Genomic DNA, 15,947 nt, shown 5'->3' on the forward strand with positions numbered 1-15,947 from the left:
GGGGGCGGCCGTTTTGATTAACATGAAGTGGATAGGCGATAAGGTGCCGAATTACGGGACGCGGATCCGGAACGGAAAAAAGTACACGCCGAGCGTCATCGTCTGCCACATCTCGGCTGGAACGATCGGCAGCATGGATAATTGGTTCCAAAAGCCCGCAGCCCAGGCATCCTCTCATTTCGGCGTCGGCCGCGACGGAACGATTCATCAATATGTCCGGCTGGAGAACGCCGCCTGGACGCAGGGGCTGACGGCGGATGCAATTCCGAACGCGATCGCGCCGATTATCAAGCAGATGGGCGTGAATCCGAACCTTTACTGCGTATCGATCGAGCACGAGGGCTATGTCGAGGGCCATTTAGATGAGAACGGCCAAGTCGTCGTCGAAAACTTCGGGCTCGACGGCAACCTGACCGAAATTCAATTCTGGACCAGCTGCTGGCTGCACAAGTACATTCAGAGCGAGGTCGAGCGAATCTGGGGGCATCACATCCAGTTCGGACCGCAGTACGACCTCGGGCACTTCCAGATCGATCCGAAGCGCAAGTCGTTTTGTCCGGGGAAAAACTTCCCGTGGGCGCGCCTTTACGCTGAGCTCGCGATTGCGGAGAGCATGACCCTTGATGCTTACGAGGAGCGAATCGACTATCGGATCAGCGGCGCCGCCGATTATGCGCATGCGGTCGCGGCAGCTGCCCGGACGCTCGACCTCGGCAACAAACTGGGCGACAAGAAGAACGGCGCGGCAGCCGAGGCGAAGCTGCTTTCGTTCGGACCGGTCCTCGCGCAGATCGGCTACCAGGGCGTCGCGTCTGCCGCGGGGATCGCCAAACGCATTTCGGACATCTATAGCACGCTGGTAGCTGGCGGACTATACGAATCCGAAGCGCTGCGCAAGATTCTCATCGTCTACAACCACATGATTACCACGGGCCTACTCTAACGAGTGGGCCTTTTCTATTTTCTGGACTTGAACTGTTCGTGTCTTGTTCGTATATTATTATCGAGGTGACGAACAGATGCCAATACCGGACAAGGAAAGAAAGCTCCTGACCATCCTCGCGAACTTTTCGATTACCCACAAGCGAATGCCGACGTTCTACGAGCTGTACAAGAAGACCGGTCTGAAAGAGGGCGTCCACAGGTATACGCTGCGCAAGCTGGCAGAGCGATTCCTCATCGCCTGGGACGAGCAGGATATCCAGACGGTGAAAATTGACCCGAACTGGAGGTACTTGATCCGGTGATTTTTATGTACTTTTGGGTTACCGACTCCCCTCGGCTCCACCATACATACTATCCATGCACGTTTTTGTCATAGACAAAAATGTGCATTTATCTTAGTTGGGAGAAAATCCATGCAAAGTTTATCTTCGAAAATTAAATATATTCGAAATAAATGTAATTTAAATCAAGTTACATTTGCTGAAAGCATCGGAATATCCCAAGCTACACTAAGTGAAATAGAAGCAGGCAAAAGTAAACCCTCTTGTGAAACTCTCCAATTATTAGCCCAAAAATATGCGATTGATTTGAACTGGTTATTATTGAGTATTGATTCCCAGCACTTGGATAAGCTGAATGAGCAAGAAAATGTTCTTCTAAGCGGATTTCGTGAGCTACAGGAAGTCGCTCAAAGTGAAATGCTGGATTTTCTAAAAATTAAACTGACAAGGTACCATAAAGATCGCTAACTAATACGATAATGAAAGTGGAGGGGTTACATCCTTCACTTTTTTTGCAATTATTGATTTTTTTGGTTTCATTCAGTAATATAAGCAATTAAACTAATAATATGTTTGCGCGAAATTTCCATCAAGACCAATAATAATGTCACTATTTGTCTATTTGTCGCCCGATGCATTAAAGGAGGAGGATTAATGATTGACATCAATTTTAATTCCCTTCAAATTAACGATCGTATGTTTTTCGGTAGTGAAGAAGTTGTAGTTCTAAAAACTTATGCGCACTTTCATTTAGTTAAAGTTAAATATAGCTCTTCTTCCACAACCTTTATGGTTGATATGTGCGCCTTACAGAGCCATCCCGATGCAGGGAGTGCAATATCTATTTCAATGTTAGGCGAGGTGCCTTGATGTTAGATTTCATAGATAGCTACTTGACTGGTGATGATTGGGAGAAATTGTGTAAGTCATGCTTTCGAATGAAGTATCAAGATGAACATTTTACCGATATTCCTGCAACTCATGGTGGTGATGGAGGAATCGAGGGCTTTACCCGGACGGGGAGAGTGTATCAATGTTATTGTCCAGAACGAAATTATTCAGATGATGATTTGTATAGTCACCTGAGAGACAAAATGACAAGAGATATTAACAAATTGGTTTCTTTGCAGTACGCCAAACGCCTAAAAGAACTAGGTATACAAAATATAAAGGAATGGCATTTTGTCATTCCGGAATATAAGGATGCTAGGATAGTTGTACATGCAGAGGCAAAGAGAAAAGAAGTACTAGATCTGAAAAAAAAGAATCCCCAAGAATATGACTATATTGATGATAATTTTGCAATCTTAATTAAAACCGCTGAAGATTTTAAGGTCGAGATTACTCGTATTATTAGAACTACAATTACTGATGTTAAACTTAATTTCGCTATACTTCATGTAGGAAAACCTGATTGGTCCAAATGTGACTCCGAAAAGGCTGAAAACATTAAAAGAAAAATTAAGGCTGTAAGAGGGAACATTGATGAGACAGAAGAGGACTTAAATGAGTTAATAGATATACATATAGAGGCCTATATTAATGGACTTGAAGTTCTTAGAATTCTTCGGGAAGGCTATCCGGAAGTGTTCGAAGATATATATATGTTAGAGCAATCGTATAAGAAACAAGTAAAAATGACTACTCGATTAAATCCAGATAGTTCTATGAATTTTAAAGTATTCAATGAAATACTTAATGATTTTCAAAATACACTTGAGCGCCAATTTAAATACCTCAATCCAGCTTCAATCACGGAATTGAAATTGGACTTAATAAGTAGCTGGCTAGCTGACTGTTCAATGCAATTTAGAAGTAGGTGAGAATGTGGATAAAAGCTACTTGCTAGCTGATGAAATAATTTTTGATGCTAAACCTGATGCTGTACCCTTTAATTATCGAATTAGCTATAGGATAGCGCAGCTCAGTCTTATTCTCGAATTTAACGCACGCGGGGGATGCTCATTAATGAAGTTGCAGATGATATCGACTGCGCTAAGTACGATGGGCGATAAAGAAAAACTGTTGGAGTTTGCAAATAGTGAATCCAATAGCTATACAGTTGTAAGGTTTGACCCTGCAGTAAATCGTGCTGTTAAATATGCAATGGCTGAGGGGCTATTCAATCAACAAAAGAATGGTTTATTTCGCCTTACACCAAAAGGTAAGGCGTTTATAAAAGTAATCATGAAAGATATAAGCCTTATGAGTTCTGAAAAGAAATTCCTCTTCTTGCTGGCAAATAAGTTAACTGAAGAAAAAATTAAGGAACTTACGACGTTTTGGAGGTACTCCAATGTTGAAGATAAATAGAATAAGAGTTGAAATCAAAACCAAGGATAACGTTTTTGGCTTTGACGATACGTTTCAATCGGGATTAAATTTAATTGCCAGCGATGATAACACCCGAGGTAAAAGCTCGATAATTACAATGATCTATTACTGCTTAGGATTTGAAGAAATTATTGGTGGGCGTGGTGAGAAAGTACTCACAGCAGCGTTCAAGTCAATAATAGAAGAGGGCAAAACAGCTTGGCCGGTTCTGGAATCAGGAGCGTACTTAGAAGTTACCAACGGACTAGAGGTTATTACCATTTATAGAGCGGCTAAGATGGAGAATCGTGACAGCCGGCTTATTAGCGTCTACTACTCAAACTTAGAAAATATCCAACTTCCAGATACGCTTCATGAAGATATGTATGTGCATATGCCTTACTCTGCAAACAACAAAAAAGGATTTCATAATTTCTTGGAAAAATTTCTACATATTAAACTACCGTTTGTTCCGGCTTCTGATGATGCTATTAGGAAATTATATCTACAATTAATCTTCTCGGGAATGTTTATTGAACAAAAACATGGCTGGGCGGATATCTTATCTGGAATGCCGATTTTGGGAATTAAAGAGTCAAAGAAGCGCATAATTGAATTTATTTTGAATTTGGATACGCTTGAAAATGAAAGAAAAAAAGATCGCTTACGTTCTGAAGAAGATGCTATCGGAAAAGAATGGACTTCAGTTGTAAGAGATATAAATTTGCTTGTCGAAAGGGAATCCTGCACAGTTACTGGTCTACCGCTTTCCCCAAAAATTTTGACTGATTTAGACTATTCAAAAATCATAATTCAAAAGGGTAACGAACTTATAGATGAATACATCAATAAGTTAACTGAAGAGTATAACGATTTAAAGGCGCTGAAACCAAAAATAGTCGATAATTTCGAAGAGCTTCAAGTTGAACTTAGCGAAACTGAGAAAACAATACGGGAATATGAGAGAGATGTAATTAGGTTAAGAGATCGTTTAGATTCCGAACATATTAGTATCAGGCGTTTACAGAATAATCTAGAGATTATTGAGACGGACATTAGTAATAATAAGGACGCTGCGCGGCTTAGAGATCTCGGTTCTGGACTAGATCTTTATACATCAAAAGATGTTTGTCCTACATGCCATCAAGAAATAGCAGATACATTATTGCCACTTCCGATTGATATGCCGATTATGAGTGTAGATGAAAATATCAGACATTTAAATGCTCAAAAAGACATGCTTAAGTTTGCTAAACTAAGTCATGAAAGCAATATCGATAAACTCCAAAATAATATAAATCTTGTAGAGAGCGGTTTATTTAAGCTTCGGAGCTTGGCAAAATCAATACGAAGCGATTTGTACCATACTAATGACAGCTATTCAGAAGCAATCGTCTATAAAAGGTTAAGTATCGAAAACGAAATCAGCAATTTAAATAAGTTAATGAACTTTTACGCGGATCATAAAATTACGTTCGAATTGTTATCAGATAGGTGGAAGGACTACCTTGAGAAGAAGGCCAGACTGCCAGAAAAAAAATATTCGGAGAAAGATATAGCTAAATTAGCGCATCTACAAGAGTACTTTGTTGATAACATCAAAAGTTTTGGTTACAAAAGCGTTTTGAATCTGAATCAAGTTGAAATTTCAAAGGAAAATTATTTGCCTGCAATTGAAGGGTTTGATATGAAGTTCGATTCATCGGCGAGTGATAATATTAGAGCAATCTGGGCTTTTACTTTGGCTCTTTTGCAGACTTCTAATAAAGATATGGGTAACCATCCAGGCACATTGATTTTTGACGAGCCAGCACAGCACAGTATTATCGTGGATGACATGGAAAAGTTTTTTGAAAAGATCATCGAGGATTTCAGTCGGAATCAAGTGATTATTGGTATCACCGTAAAGGATAGTGATACTCGTCGGGTAGTGAATGAGCTTCCGGATGGAAGATATAAATTAATCATGGTACCGAATAAGGCATTTCAAAGAATTGATAAAAGTCTATGAATTTATTCCTGACCCTTAGATGAGGGAAAGCAGGGCAAAAGAGAACAGCCCAATAAATGATACTGCCTGTAAGTGGTCACTAATACCCCATTTTAACTTTTAGAATAGGTTCTTTGAATCAAAGGTTGGCTTAAAATAAAAATGAAGGAGGTGCTCCCCTTAGGGGTACCTCCTTCTGTTACTCACTCAAAAATCTTTTCCAATGCTTCTTTTTGAACCGGCTTGATATCAATTACAGGGCGTATGGTCTTTGCCTGGGCCTCCGCCTCATTAAGGTTGTCGGCAACCCCTAGAGCCATTAGAGTCCCCGCAGCTACTGTTCCGGTACGCCCTTTTCCGCCTCCACAATGGAAGGCAACCTTCTGACCGTTTTTATAAGCGTCAACGACTGCGTCGATTGCCTGCTTGAACAATAGATGCTGGCTTTCCGCTGAGTTGTCGCCTAAAGGGATCTGAACCCATTTTGCGTTTGAAGATGGATAGGCGCATTCCGTTGCTTCCCCACGCAGGTCGACAATGACATCGATCCCTTCATTTTTCTCAATCGCTTCTACGTCTGCTGCGCCACCCATAAAAATTTTGTCCTCAAATAGGGCATGATACTTCTCCATTTAAGCCACTCCCACGAACATTATTTCTTGCGGAAATTTGCAAACTCAACTGCGACTGGAGCTGCCGGAGGCGCGCAGCAAAGAGACAAGTCGCGTGCTTCACCAGCGGATTCGAACTCCGAATCTTCCTTCGTAAAAAAGATCTCCCATGCATTCCCGTCCGGATCGTAAACCCAAACTTTGTCTTGAACGGCGTAACAGCACGTCGTATTCATCTCATCAATCAGAAGCAGTCCCGATTGGCGAAGACGTTCGCCCATAGCCAGCACGTCTTCTGTATGATCAACCTGGAAACCCAGATGATTGAGAACGCCATTTTTCTCGAAAGGGCGAACATTTAGTGAGAAATGTAGCGCCGGGTTGTCGAGTTCAAACTTCACATAGTTTTCCCTCACCTTCGAAGGCTCTGCGCCGAAGAAATTGCGATAGAAGGAAAGCGACTTTTCTAAATCGGAGCAATTTACGGCAACATGCATGCGCTTGATCGAGGCTGTCATCTTACTCACCGGTTTGAACGAACTTCTCAATGCGAGCCTTGATGTCGTCGCGTACGGATCGAAATTGTGTCATGATTTCTTCTTCTGTGCCGGTCGCTTTGGCCGGATCGTCAAAGCCCCAGTGCCATTTGATAACGTTCTTGTTGCTGATAACCGGGCAATGCTCGTCTGCGTGACCGCAGAGCGTGATCACGTATGTCGCACGGTTTAGGATCTCCGGATCGATCACGTTGGAGCTGTTGTTGCTGATATCGACGCCAGCCTCTTTCATGACTTGAACGGCTCGAGGGTTGAGTCCATGTGCCTCCAAGCCGGCACTTTTAACTTCGTACTTGTCTCCGCCAAGTGCGGTCAGGAAGCCGTCAGCGATTTGGCTACGGCAGGAGTTGCCAGTGCAGAGAAAGTAAACGAGCGGCTTATTAGACATTTGAATGACCCCTTTAAGGTGGATTGGTTTATGGATTTAACCGATTACTTTTAGCCAGAGGAACAATCCGCAGAGCGTGATAAACAAAACAGGGACAGTAAGAATAATGCCGGTCTTAAAATATGCTCCCCACGAGATCTTAACGCCCTTGCCGGAGAGTACATGCAGCCAAAGCAGCGTAGCTAATGACCCGATCGGCGTAATCTTCGGTCCTAAGTCGGAGCCGATAACATTGGCGTAGATAAAGGCTTCGCGAATGATCCCTGTAGGGTTCGTATCCTGAATGGCCAAAGCATTGATCATAACCGTCGGCATGTTGTTCATAATGGAGGAGAGGATAGCAGCGATAAATCCGGAGCCCACCGTGGCCACAAATAGACCTTGATCGCCTACCCATTCAAAAACGCTCCCCAGCTCGTCTGTAAGACCTACATTCCGCAGGCCATAGACTACGACATACATACCGATGGAGAAGACGACAACGGCCCAAGGAGCGCCTTTCACGAGCTTCCAGGTGTGCACCTCGCGGCTTTGTCTCGCCAATAGCAAGAAGATGATCGCAGCCGCGCCTGCAATGATGGATACCGGCACATTAATGAACTCGCTAATCAAATAAGCAATAAGAAGGACAGCCAGGATGACCCATGAAATTTTAAACATACGTAAATCCTTAATCGCTTCAGACGGCTTCTTGAGCTGCGACAAGTCATATTGCTTCGGAATGCTTCGGCGGTAGAACAAGTAAAGCACGAGAAGGCTGGCCGCCACGGAGAACAAGGTCGGAACAATCATCCGACTAGCATACTCGACAAAGCCTACGCCAAAAAAGTCAGAAGAGACGATGTTCACAAGGTTACTGACCACAAGCGGTAATGATGCCGTGTCGGAGATGAAGCCACTTGCCATGATGAAGGGCAAAATCATACGTTCATCGAATTTCAAAGCTCTGACCATGGCAAGAACAATTGGCGTCAAAATGAGCGCGGCACCGTCGTTGGCAAAGAAAAAGGCAACAGCAGCTCCGAGCAAGATGACATACACGAACATTAAATTACCGTTACCCTTGGCTGCTCGGGCCATATGAAGCGCCGCCCATTCAAAGAAACCAATCTCATCAAGAATTAAGGAGATCAAAATGACAGCGACGAAGGCAAGCGTAGCATTCCAAACGATCTGAGTGACATCCCATACATCATGGAAGTTAACGACTCCAAAGATCAACGCAATGATCGCGCCGCCGCAGGCTGACCAGCCAATGTTCAACCCTTTTGGCTGCCAGATAACAAAAATTAGTGTTACAAGAAAAATGATAGACGCAATGGCTAGCATAGGACCTCCAAGTTAACAGCAGCTATTGGATTTGAGCGCATTTACTCGATCTTTCATCGAAGGCAATTGACCAATAATTTCGTTTAGATAGGGTTTGTCATTCACATTTAGCGAGTAATAAATCCACTGGCTTCGGCGTGTCTCGTTCACAATCCCACCCATTTTAAGCTTCTTCAGATGCTGACTGATATTAGGTTGTGTCGTTTCCAGAACGTCTACAATATCGCATACGCACATTTCACGTTCTTTGAGTAAGGCGACGATCGTTAGGCGAGTCTTATCTGAAAGAAGTTTCATCGTGTCTGCCATTTCAACAATCGATGTCTGATTGATTACCAACTGTCTCACTCCTTTCAGTTTATACTTCTTCGATATTTATGACTGATTATATAATTGATTCATTATATTATCAATTGCTTATATTTATTGCGACGAGAATGAATAGTATTCCCCGTTTAATAACGGTTTGATTCGATCGCTGAAAGTGCATCATGCTCATGTAATAAGGCAATAACTTTGGCTTTAATTTCATCCCTGGTTGCTCTGACAGCTTCAAGTGTTGAAACATCATCCGAAAGGGGATCGTGAATGTTCCATTGCTCATTCCGAATACCAAAAGGAACGATTGGACAACGCTCATTAATATCCCCACACAGTTTGATGATGACTTGGGAAGCAAGAAATACCTTCATATCGATTTTCTTTGATTGGGATCTTGAGATATCAATTTGATCCTCAAGCAATACTTGAACGGTAAATGGATGAATGGAACTCGGGTTTAAACCAGCGCTGGCAACGAAAAGTTGTTCGTTTCCTAAGCTTCTTGCGTATGCTTCAGCAATTTGGCTTCGGCACCGATTTTGTCCACAAAGGAAATAGAGACGAAGCTGACGGCGTGCAGAATCCATGGTCATCCACCTTTCGAATGTTGATTCTGAATCATTATATAATTGGATTGTTATATTCGTATTAACTTATACTATAGACATTGACTCAAGCCGATACTAGTCGATTTCAGGCAAAAGAAAAGAGCCTCACTGAAGAGGCTCTTTGCTGTTATCCCTTAATTCTCAACAATCTCATGCTGTTCAAGATGACAAGGATGGCGGCGCCTGTGTCGCTAAGAACGGCTATCCAGAGCGTCAGCAGGTCCGGGAAAATAAGGATCAGCGCAGCTGCCTTGATAATGAGAGAGAACCAGATATTCTGCTTGATAATCTGCAACGTAGAACGGCTCAGCTTGACCAGATGGGGCAACTTCTCCAAATTATCCGCCATAAGAACAATATCCGCCGTCTCCATGGCCGTATCAGTGCCTGCTCCTCCCATCGCAATTCCTAGATCGGCTGTCGCCAGTGCAGGGGCATCATTGATGCCGTCGCCTACCATCGCCACCTTGTAGCGCTCAGACTGGAGCTGTTGGACGGCTGTTACTTTATCTTCCGGCATGAGCTCGGAGAAGTATCGGGTTACGCCGGTCGCGGAAGCGATGTGCTTCGCCGTCCCTTCGTTGTCGCCGGTCAGCATGACGACTTGCCGGACGCCGATCTGCTGTAGGCGAGTCAGCGCGGCGGCCGATGTTGGCCTCACCGTGTCCGCGACCGCGACGATGCCAAGAATCGCCTCAGAGGTGCCTATCAGGACGATCGTATTCCCCTTGGCCTGCAAGGCCTCGATCTCGCCGGCGAGGTTTCCAAGTGGTGTCTGGAGCTCCGTGAACAGTCTGTCGTTGCCCGCAAAATATTCCACATTATTAATGACCGCTGCGACGCCCTTGCCAACGATATTGCGAAAAGAGCTCCCTTTTTTTGCAGGGATTCCTCTTGCTTGCACAAACGCCACGATCGTCTTCGCTATAGGGTGCGTGGAATAGGCCTCAAGCGCGCTTGCAATGGCCAGTAGTTCCTCTTCCGTTCCACGCGAGATTCGGACTTGCGTCACGTTAGGCCTGCCTTCGGTTAAGGTGCCGGTCTTGTCGAAGGCGATGGCCGTTATTTTGCCTGCGACCTCGAGGTGAGTCCCGCCTTTGATGAGTATCCCGTTCCTTGCGGCGTTCCCGATTGACGACACGACAGCGACCGGTGTGGAGATGACCAGGGCGCACGGGCAAGCGATGACGAGAAGCTCCAAGCCCTTGTAAAACCAATCGGCCCACGTCCCGGATCCGAAGACAGGCGGCAAGACCATCACCAGCAGCGCAACGATAAAGACGATCGGCGTGTAGATTCGGGCGAAACGATCGACGAACGCTTCCGTTGGCGCCTTTTGCTCCTGCGCGGTCTCTACTAGCTCGATGATTTTGGAGATCGTCGTGTCCTCCGCCAGCTTCGTCACTCGGATCTCTAGAAGACCGTGCGCATTCAAGGTTCCAGCAAAGACGGAATCGCCGATCTTTTTGTCGACAGGTATGGACTCGCCGGTGATCGGAGCTTGATCGACGCTGGACTCCCCGAGCACGACCTCGCCGTCCAACGGGATCTTGTCGCCCGGCCGGACGACGATGATCTGCCCCACGGACACCTCTTCAACGGGCAAGCGTATGACAGTCACGCCTTGCTTCACATTCGCTTCGGACGGCGCCAGGTCCAGCAAGCTTCGGATTGAGTTGCGCGTCTTGTCAATCGACTTGGACTGCAGCAGATTGCCCAATGCGAACAGCCAGACGACGGTCGCTCCTTCCAGCCATTGTCCGATCGCTACGGCGCCGAGGACTGCGACCGTCATCAGGACATTCATGTCCAGAGAGCGGCTCTTGACGGCATAGTAAGCGCTCTTTGCCGGTTTAAATATCCCAACGACGATGGATACGGCCAACAGCAGGTTAATTAAGATATCCGACACTACCGTATATCCGCCGATGAAGCTCAGTAGCAGCAAAGCGCCGGACAGTACGACGGTATTCAGCGCCGTTTTGTCAGCGGGGGCTTCGGCTGCTCCTCTTTTTTTTGTGTCCAAGGCAGCTTTATAACCCGCCTTAGACACTTCCTGGATGATGTCGTCTACGGGATTATCGTGCTCGATCGTCATCTTGCCGGTTGAGAAGTTGACGCTCACCGTCTCAACGGCAGGAAGCTTTTTAAGATGATTTTCGATCGTCAACGCGCACGAGCCGCAATCCATGCCTTCAATCCGGTAGGTGCGTGACCGCCCGCGCTCCTCAACCTGCTGCAATGAATAGCCAAGCTTTTTGACGGCATCAGGCAGCTTGGCGGCGTCCGCCGGAGATTGCGTCGCTACCTTCATTTTGCCCGTGCTGTAATTCACTTGAACTTGGCTGACGCCATCCGCTTTACCGACAGCTTTCTGGATCGTGAGGGCGCAGGCCGAACAATCCATTCCGTAAACAATAAATTCGGTTTTATGACCCACTACATCACCAGGTATGTTTTCACTGTTAACAGAATTCGTGACTTCAGGCGCGCAGCAAGAATTCGCTAGCGGCACCGTGGAAGTGACGTTGACCAGGTTTAGACTTTTCTTGAACTTCATCTCTTTAGGCTTATCGGAGGTTGATGAGCAATTCTGATCAGCATAGCAGGTATCCTTTTTTTCTTTATCCTCGCTCATAACGGGCATCCCCCTTATTGTTTCGGGCAGCAGTCCAATTCATCGTTCCTCTCGCAAGCAGCGACTTCTTCTTCCACTTGAACGAAAACGGCCTCCATGATTTCCATTAATTGCGCGATTTCTGCATTTCTCAGGCTGTAATAAATGTATTTTCCTTCTTGTCTGCTAACGATAATTCCGCAGCCCTTTAGACAAGCCAAGTGTTGCGAAATGTTGGACTGGTTTCCTTTAAGGTCGTCGACAATTTGAGATACAGTTTTTTCTTTATGTTTAATGGATTCCAGTATTTGAAGCCTAGTCTTATCGCTAAAGCCACGAATAAACTTCGCTTTCACTTCACTACTTGTCTTCACCATTTATTAATCCTCCATTATCGCACTAACTATTACTAATACTTATTATATTAGTGTCCACTAATATGTGTTTCAAACTGAACCCCCATCAGCATTTAATGGGGGTTTAAGTGCTATACAGACGGCATTGGCGTGTCCGTAGGCTTACCGTATCCTGATTTGTAGGTTTCATCAATAAAAGTGCGAATTTCTTTGTCCGTAGCTCCCAGTTGCTTCATTCGAGCCGATTGAACAGCAATCTGTAAGCATACCCCGCATCGTGTTCCGTGATCAGTCCAGATTACTGAACCATCATCATTCTTCTCTTTAATAAAGCAGTTGAAATTATTCTTGTGTCCTTGACCTTCGCCGCACCCGCAATAACAAGGGATCCACTGAAGTATATCCTCTGCGACAGCTGCGAGTTGATATACGGTACGAACTTCATCCGGTTGATTAGATAAGAATGCAGGAAGTACTTCCGAAGACGAAGTGGTTTCCAGGAGATCGGTATCAGCATGTGCGTGAGACTCTTCTTTATTGAAGGAACAAGCGAGCGTGAATAACATAATGACAATTAAAAAAATGAACGGCTTGTACAAGTGTTTCAATATCTCACCCCTTATATTAACTTCCACTAATATATCACAGATCCTCACATTTCAAAACATATTAGTCTGTTATAATATGTTGCGGTATACATAAGCAATGCATATCGCCACGATGTAAGTTCAATAGAATTACATATTCATAATAGGAGCTGCCTTCGCTAGTGTGTGCTCCTATTTCAAGGAGGAGTTATTCATGCGATTGTATGATGTCATTGTGATTGGTGCCGGGCAAGCCGGACTTGCTGCGGGCTATTTTCTACGCAGCGCTGGCTTGTCGTTCATCATACTCGATCAAAGTGACCGGGTAGGCTATGCGTGGAGGGCGCGCTACGACAGTCTCGTTTTGTTCACACCGCGGTTCTATAGCGCTTTGCCCGGACTTCCTTTAGATGGAGACCCCCAAGGCTATGCAACGAAGGATGAAATTGCAGAATACTTACAAAACTATGCGCAGCATTTTGGACTCCCGATTCAGTTAGCAACTGAGGTAAACAATCTAACGAAGACAGAGGATCATTTCCTTCTAGATACGAATCAAGGGGAATTTGCATCAAAGCACGTTATTGTTGCAGCCGGCCCGTTTCAAAAGCCCTTTATCCCTCAAATATCAAATTCAATTTCAAGTGACGTTATTCAATTACATTCGGCAAACTACCGAAACGCATCACAACTACAGGATGGAGCTGTACTGGTTGTTGGCGGCGGCAACTCGGGGGCTCAAATAGCCGTTGAATTGGCGTACTAACTTCATGTGACGTTATCCGTAAGCCACAATATTAAGTTCTTGCCCTTACAAATAATGAAAAAGAGTATATTCTGGTGGTTTGGAAAGCTGGGGGTTTATCAAGCTAGTGTCTACTCTAGATTCGGAAAATGGCTTCATAAACAACCTGATCCGATATTGGGCTATGATCTGAAATCGCTCATAAAAAAAGGGAGCGTTGCATTGAAGCCACGTACAAAGGCTGCTAATGTGGATGTAATCTTCTTTGAGGACCAAACTTCCATGCAAGTTAAGAACATCATTTGGGCAACGGGTTACTATTCAGATTACCGTTGGATTGATATTCCTAACGCAAATGATGAAAAGGGGAAGCCGCATCATGAAGAGGGGTATCAGTCCAATAGCAGGTCTTTATTTTCTGGGAATGCCTTGGCAGAGAAATCGTGGTTCTGCACTAATTGGTGGAGTAGGTAAGGATTCCGAAGCAGTTGTAGCAAGGATAACAAATTCCTCATCCATAGATATAGTCTCGTAATTAAAACAGATAGGACTATGAATAAGAGCGTTAAATAACTCAACTGCCGACCATGGTTATACCGACGCCTAGGTTGAATCTCCACCACTTGAACTGTTATTTATATATCAACAGCGAATCATTAGGATAATCCAAACGGGAATCCGATGATTGAGACCGACATGGCTGGGCGCATCACTACATCAGTGTTCATCAATGCTATATCTAAGGGGAAGACCCTTATTAGATTATTAGTTTTAAAAGGAATTGCAACTACATCAACCAATTGACCGCTTGGATGTTCGATCCAACGACTATCTCCCTCATCATCATACAAATATATTACGTCGATAAGCACGTCGATGAACTTTACAAACTCAGGAGCCCTGAGCATGTCTCGCCTTGTCGTTCCTTTATCTTCACAAGATCTTCAAAAGTTTTGGTTAAACTATGTGAAGTTGATCAAAACTGTTGAAGGGAGTGCAAGTTGTGAAAAAATATTTCGTTTTTATCGGGCTCGCCTTCATGCTTTTGCTAAGCGCCTGCGGAAATGGAGCAGGTAATGACAACACACAAGCAAGCGATAGTATGGGTCACTCGAATATGGGTCAAGAGATGAACCATAACGGATCTAGCGAAGTGCCTGCCGGCTTAAAGGAAGCAGCTAATCCTAAGTTTCCTGTCGGATCGCAAGTGATTATCAACGCTGATCATATGCCAGGCATGAATGGTGCGACGGCAACCATCGTTGGTGCTTTCGATACGACCGTCTATGCGGTATCCTACAAACCCACTAATGACGGACCCGAAGTAACAAACCACAAATGGGTGATTCATGAAGAGCTTAAGGATCCAGGCAGCTCTCCGCTCGCAAAAGGATCGAAGGTGACGCTTGAAGCCGATCATATGGAAGGCATGAAAGGCGCCGAGGCGACAATTGATTCTGCTGAACAAACAACTGTGTATATGCTGGATTACATGCCGACCACCGGCGGTGAGCCAGTTAAAAACCATATGTGGGTCGTCGAGAGCGAGTTAAATGGGAAATAAGAAAGAAATAAAAGCAGGCCTGTAAAAAGGCCTGCTTTTTGATGCGCTATGCTGCCAATAATGAAACAGTGCATTTCGGATAGACTGAACAGAGCTAAATCAGATGTATAAAGCATGTCAATCAGCAAGGATATTCGATGTGAATCCTATGGTGAATTATTTCACGCATCAGAACGAACAATAAGAGCGGTGTAAGGACTAGCTTTTTACTACTCGGCGTGCTGTCACATAATTTTTTTTCCAATACGATGAGTTCATATTCGATATTTTAACGGCTTTGTCAGATGCTCCGAGCATTTTGTTGTTCCCAATGTATACTGCCACATGCCCAATGCCACCGCTACGTCCCGGATCTTTAAAGAAGACAAGATCGCCCTTTTTAAGACTGGCCTTTGCCACTTTCACGCCCTTGATTACTTGCTGCGACGAAGTGCGCGGCAACGAAATGCCAATCTTTTTAAAGATGTATTGTGTAAAAGATGAGCAATCAAAAGCATATGTCACACCGGATGGAGCGCCAAAGCGATATTTAACGCCTATGTATTTCGTTCCGGTGTTAACAACCTTGTCAACTTTGCTGTGAGATGATGCACTGGCTTTCCCTACCTGTCCAAATCCAAGAGCAATAAATCCAATCAATGCGGAAAGCACTATACAGGCGCTTTTTCTGAAAAGTTTCTTCTGTTGCACGTCGTGGGTTCCCTCCAAGATGTTTAATCAGCGGAAGCTCAACCC

At 44.7% G+C, this 15,947-nt stretch carries 18 protein-coding genes and 1 pseudogene; 9 read left to right on the plus strand and 10 right to left on the minus strand.

All coding sequences use genetic code 11. The features are described from left to right. The first annotated feature begins 22 nt into the window (after positions 1-22). The 7 genes from ACFSR7_RS12665 (at position 23) to ACFSR7_RS12695 (ending at position 5,550) form a co-directional block, all read left to right on the plus strand. Positions 23-943, plus strand: coding sequence for an N-acetylmuramoyl-L-alanine amidase (locus ACFSR7_RS12665; RefSeq protein WP_378163030.1), 921 nt, complete (start codon positions 23-25; stop codon positions 941-943). A 76-nt stretch (positions 944-1,019) separates the two neighbouring features. Next, positions 1,020-1,247: a LexA family transcriptional regulator gene (locus ACFSR7_RS12670; RefSeq protein ID WP_378162015.1), complete on the plus strand. Its 228-nt coding sequence runs from the start codon at positions 1,020-1,022 to the stop codon at positions 1,245-1,247. Between the two features lie 111 nt (positions 1,248-1,358). Next, positions 1,359-1,694: a helix-turn-helix domain-containing protein gene (locus ACFSR7_RS12675; protein WP_378162017.1), complete on the plus strand. Its 336-nt coding sequence runs from the start codon at positions 1,359-1,361 to the stop codon at positions 1,692-1,694. A gap of 186 nt (positions 1,695-1,880) precedes the next feature. After that, positions 1,881-2,096 carry a hypothetical protein gene (locus tag ACFSR7_RS12680; protein ID WP_378162019.1) on the plus strand — a complete coding sequence of 72 codons (216 nt, stop codon included), beginning with the start codon at positions 1,881-1,883 and terminating at the stop codon, positions 2,094-2,096. After that, positions 2,096-3,049: a hypothetical protein gene (locus ACFSR7_RS12685; RefSeq protein ID WP_378162021.1), complete on the plus strand. Its 954-nt coding sequence runs from the start codon at positions 2,096-2,098 to the stop codon at positions 3,047-3,049. Before ACFSR7_RS12680 ends, ACFSR7_RS12685 begins: the two co-directional genes overlap by 1 nt. A gap of 4 nt (positions 3,050-3,053) precedes the next feature. Beyond that, a complete protein-coding gene (locus tag ACFSR7_RS12690; protein WP_378162023.1) occupies positions 3,054-3,539 on the plus strand; it encodes a hypothetical protein in 486 nt (161 codons plus the stop codon). Next, positions 3,523-5,550: a hypothetical protein gene (locus ACFSR7_RS12695; RefSeq protein WP_378162025.1), complete on the plus strand. Its 2,028-nt coding sequence runs from the start codon at positions 3,523-3,525 to the stop codon at positions 5,548-5,550. Before ACFSR7_RS12690 ends, ACFSR7_RS12695 begins: the two co-directional genes overlap by 17 nt. A 182-nt stretch (positions 5,551-5,732) precedes the next feature. Here ACFSR7_RS12695 and ACFSR7_RS12700 read toward each other — a convergent pair whose 3' ends face one another. From ACFSR7_RS12700 to ACFSR7_RS12740, 9 genes are all read right to left on the minus strand, one after another. Beyond that, positions 5,733-6,161, minus strand: coding sequence for a protein-tyrosine phosphatase family protein (locus ACFSR7_RS12700; RefSeq protein WP_378162027.1), 429 nt, complete (start codon positions 6,159-6,161; stop codon positions 5,733-5,735). Between the two features lie 20 nt (positions 6,162-6,181). Further along, entirely contained in the window at positions 6,182-6,658 is a 477-nt protein-coding gene (locus ACFSR7_RS12705; protein ID WP_378163032.1) for an ArsI/CadI family heavy metal resistance metalloenzyme, read from the minus strand. Position 6,659: 1 nt separating this feature from the next. Further along, complete coding sequence (arsC, locus tag ACFSR7_RS12710) at positions 6,660-7,085, minus strand: arsenate reductase (thioredoxin) (protein WP_378162029.1); 426 nt, start codon at positions 7,083-7,085, stop codon at positions 6,660-6,662. A 36-nt stretch (positions 7,086-7,121) separates the two neighbouring features. Next, positions 7,122-8,414, minus strand: coding sequence for an arsenic transporter (locus tag ACFSR7_RS12715; RefSeq protein ID WP_378162031.1), 1,293 nt, complete (start codon positions 8,412-8,414; stop codon positions 7,122-7,124). A gap of 12 nt (positions 8,415-8,426) precedes the next feature. Beyond that, a complete protein-coding gene (locus ACFSR7_RS12720) occupies positions 8,427-8,723 on the minus strand; it encodes an ArsR/SmtB family transcription factor (RefSeq protein ID WP_378163035.1) in 297 nt (98 codons plus the stop codon). 146 nt (positions 8,724-8,869) lie between these two features. Further along, positions 8,870-9,322, minus strand: a complete 453-nt coding sequence (locus tag ACFSR7_RS12725) for an arsenate reductase ArsC (RefSeq protein ID WP_378162033.1) — start codon at positions 9,320-9,322, stop codon at positions 8,870-8,872. 148 nt (positions 9,323-9,470) lie between these two features. After that, entirely contained in the window at positions 9,471-11,990 is a 2,520-nt protein-coding gene (locus ACFSR7_RS12730; RefSeq protein ID WP_378162035.1) for a heavy metal translocating P-type ATPase, read from the minus strand. Positions 11,991-11,995: 5 nt separating this feature from the next. Further along, positions 11,996-12,337, minus strand: coding sequence for an ArsR/SmtB family transcription factor (locus tag ACFSR7_RS12735; RefSeq protein WP_378162037.1), 342 nt, complete (start codon positions 12,335-12,337; stop codon positions 11,996-11,998). A gap of 110 nt (positions 12,338-12,447) precedes the next feature. Continuing rightward, a complete protein-coding gene (locus tag ACFSR7_RS12740) occupies positions 12,448-12,882 on the minus strand; it encodes a PCYCGC motif-containing (lipo)protein (RefSeq protein WP_378163037.1) in 435 nt (144 codons plus the stop codon). Between the two features lie 235 nt (positions 12,883-13,117). On the opposite strand from ACFSR7_RS12740, the pseudogene ACFSR7_RS12745 reads away from it, so the two are divergent. Together ACFSR7_RS12745 and ACFSR7_RS12750 are read left to right on the plus strand one after the other, a co-directional pair. Then, a pseudogene (locus tag ACFSR7_RS12745) lies at positions 13,118-14,183 on the plus strand (flavin-containing monooxygenase). A gap of 468 nt (positions 14,184-14,651) precedes the next feature. Next, entirely contained in the window at positions 14,652-15,212 is a 561-nt protein-coding gene (locus ACFSR7_RS12750; RefSeq protein ID WP_378162039.1) for a YdhK family protein, read from the plus strand. A 198-nt stretch (positions 15,213-15,410) separates the two neighbouring features. On the opposite strand, the gene ACFSR7_RS12755 is transcribed toward ACFSR7_RS12750, so the two are convergent. Next, positions 15,411-15,902 carry a C40 family peptidase gene (locus ACFSR7_RS12755; protein WP_378162041.1) on the minus strand — a complete coding sequence of 164 codons (492 nt, stop codon included), beginning with the start codon at positions 15,900-15,902 and terminating at the stop codon, positions 15,411-15,413. Positions 15,903-15,947 lie beyond the last annotated feature (45 nt).

Origin of the sequence: Cohnella sp. GCM10020058 (assembly GCF_042683485.1) — a bacterium.
In the GTDB taxonomy this organism is placed as follows: domain Bacteria; phylum Bacillota; class Bacilli; order Paenibacillales; family Paenibacillaceae; genus Cohnella.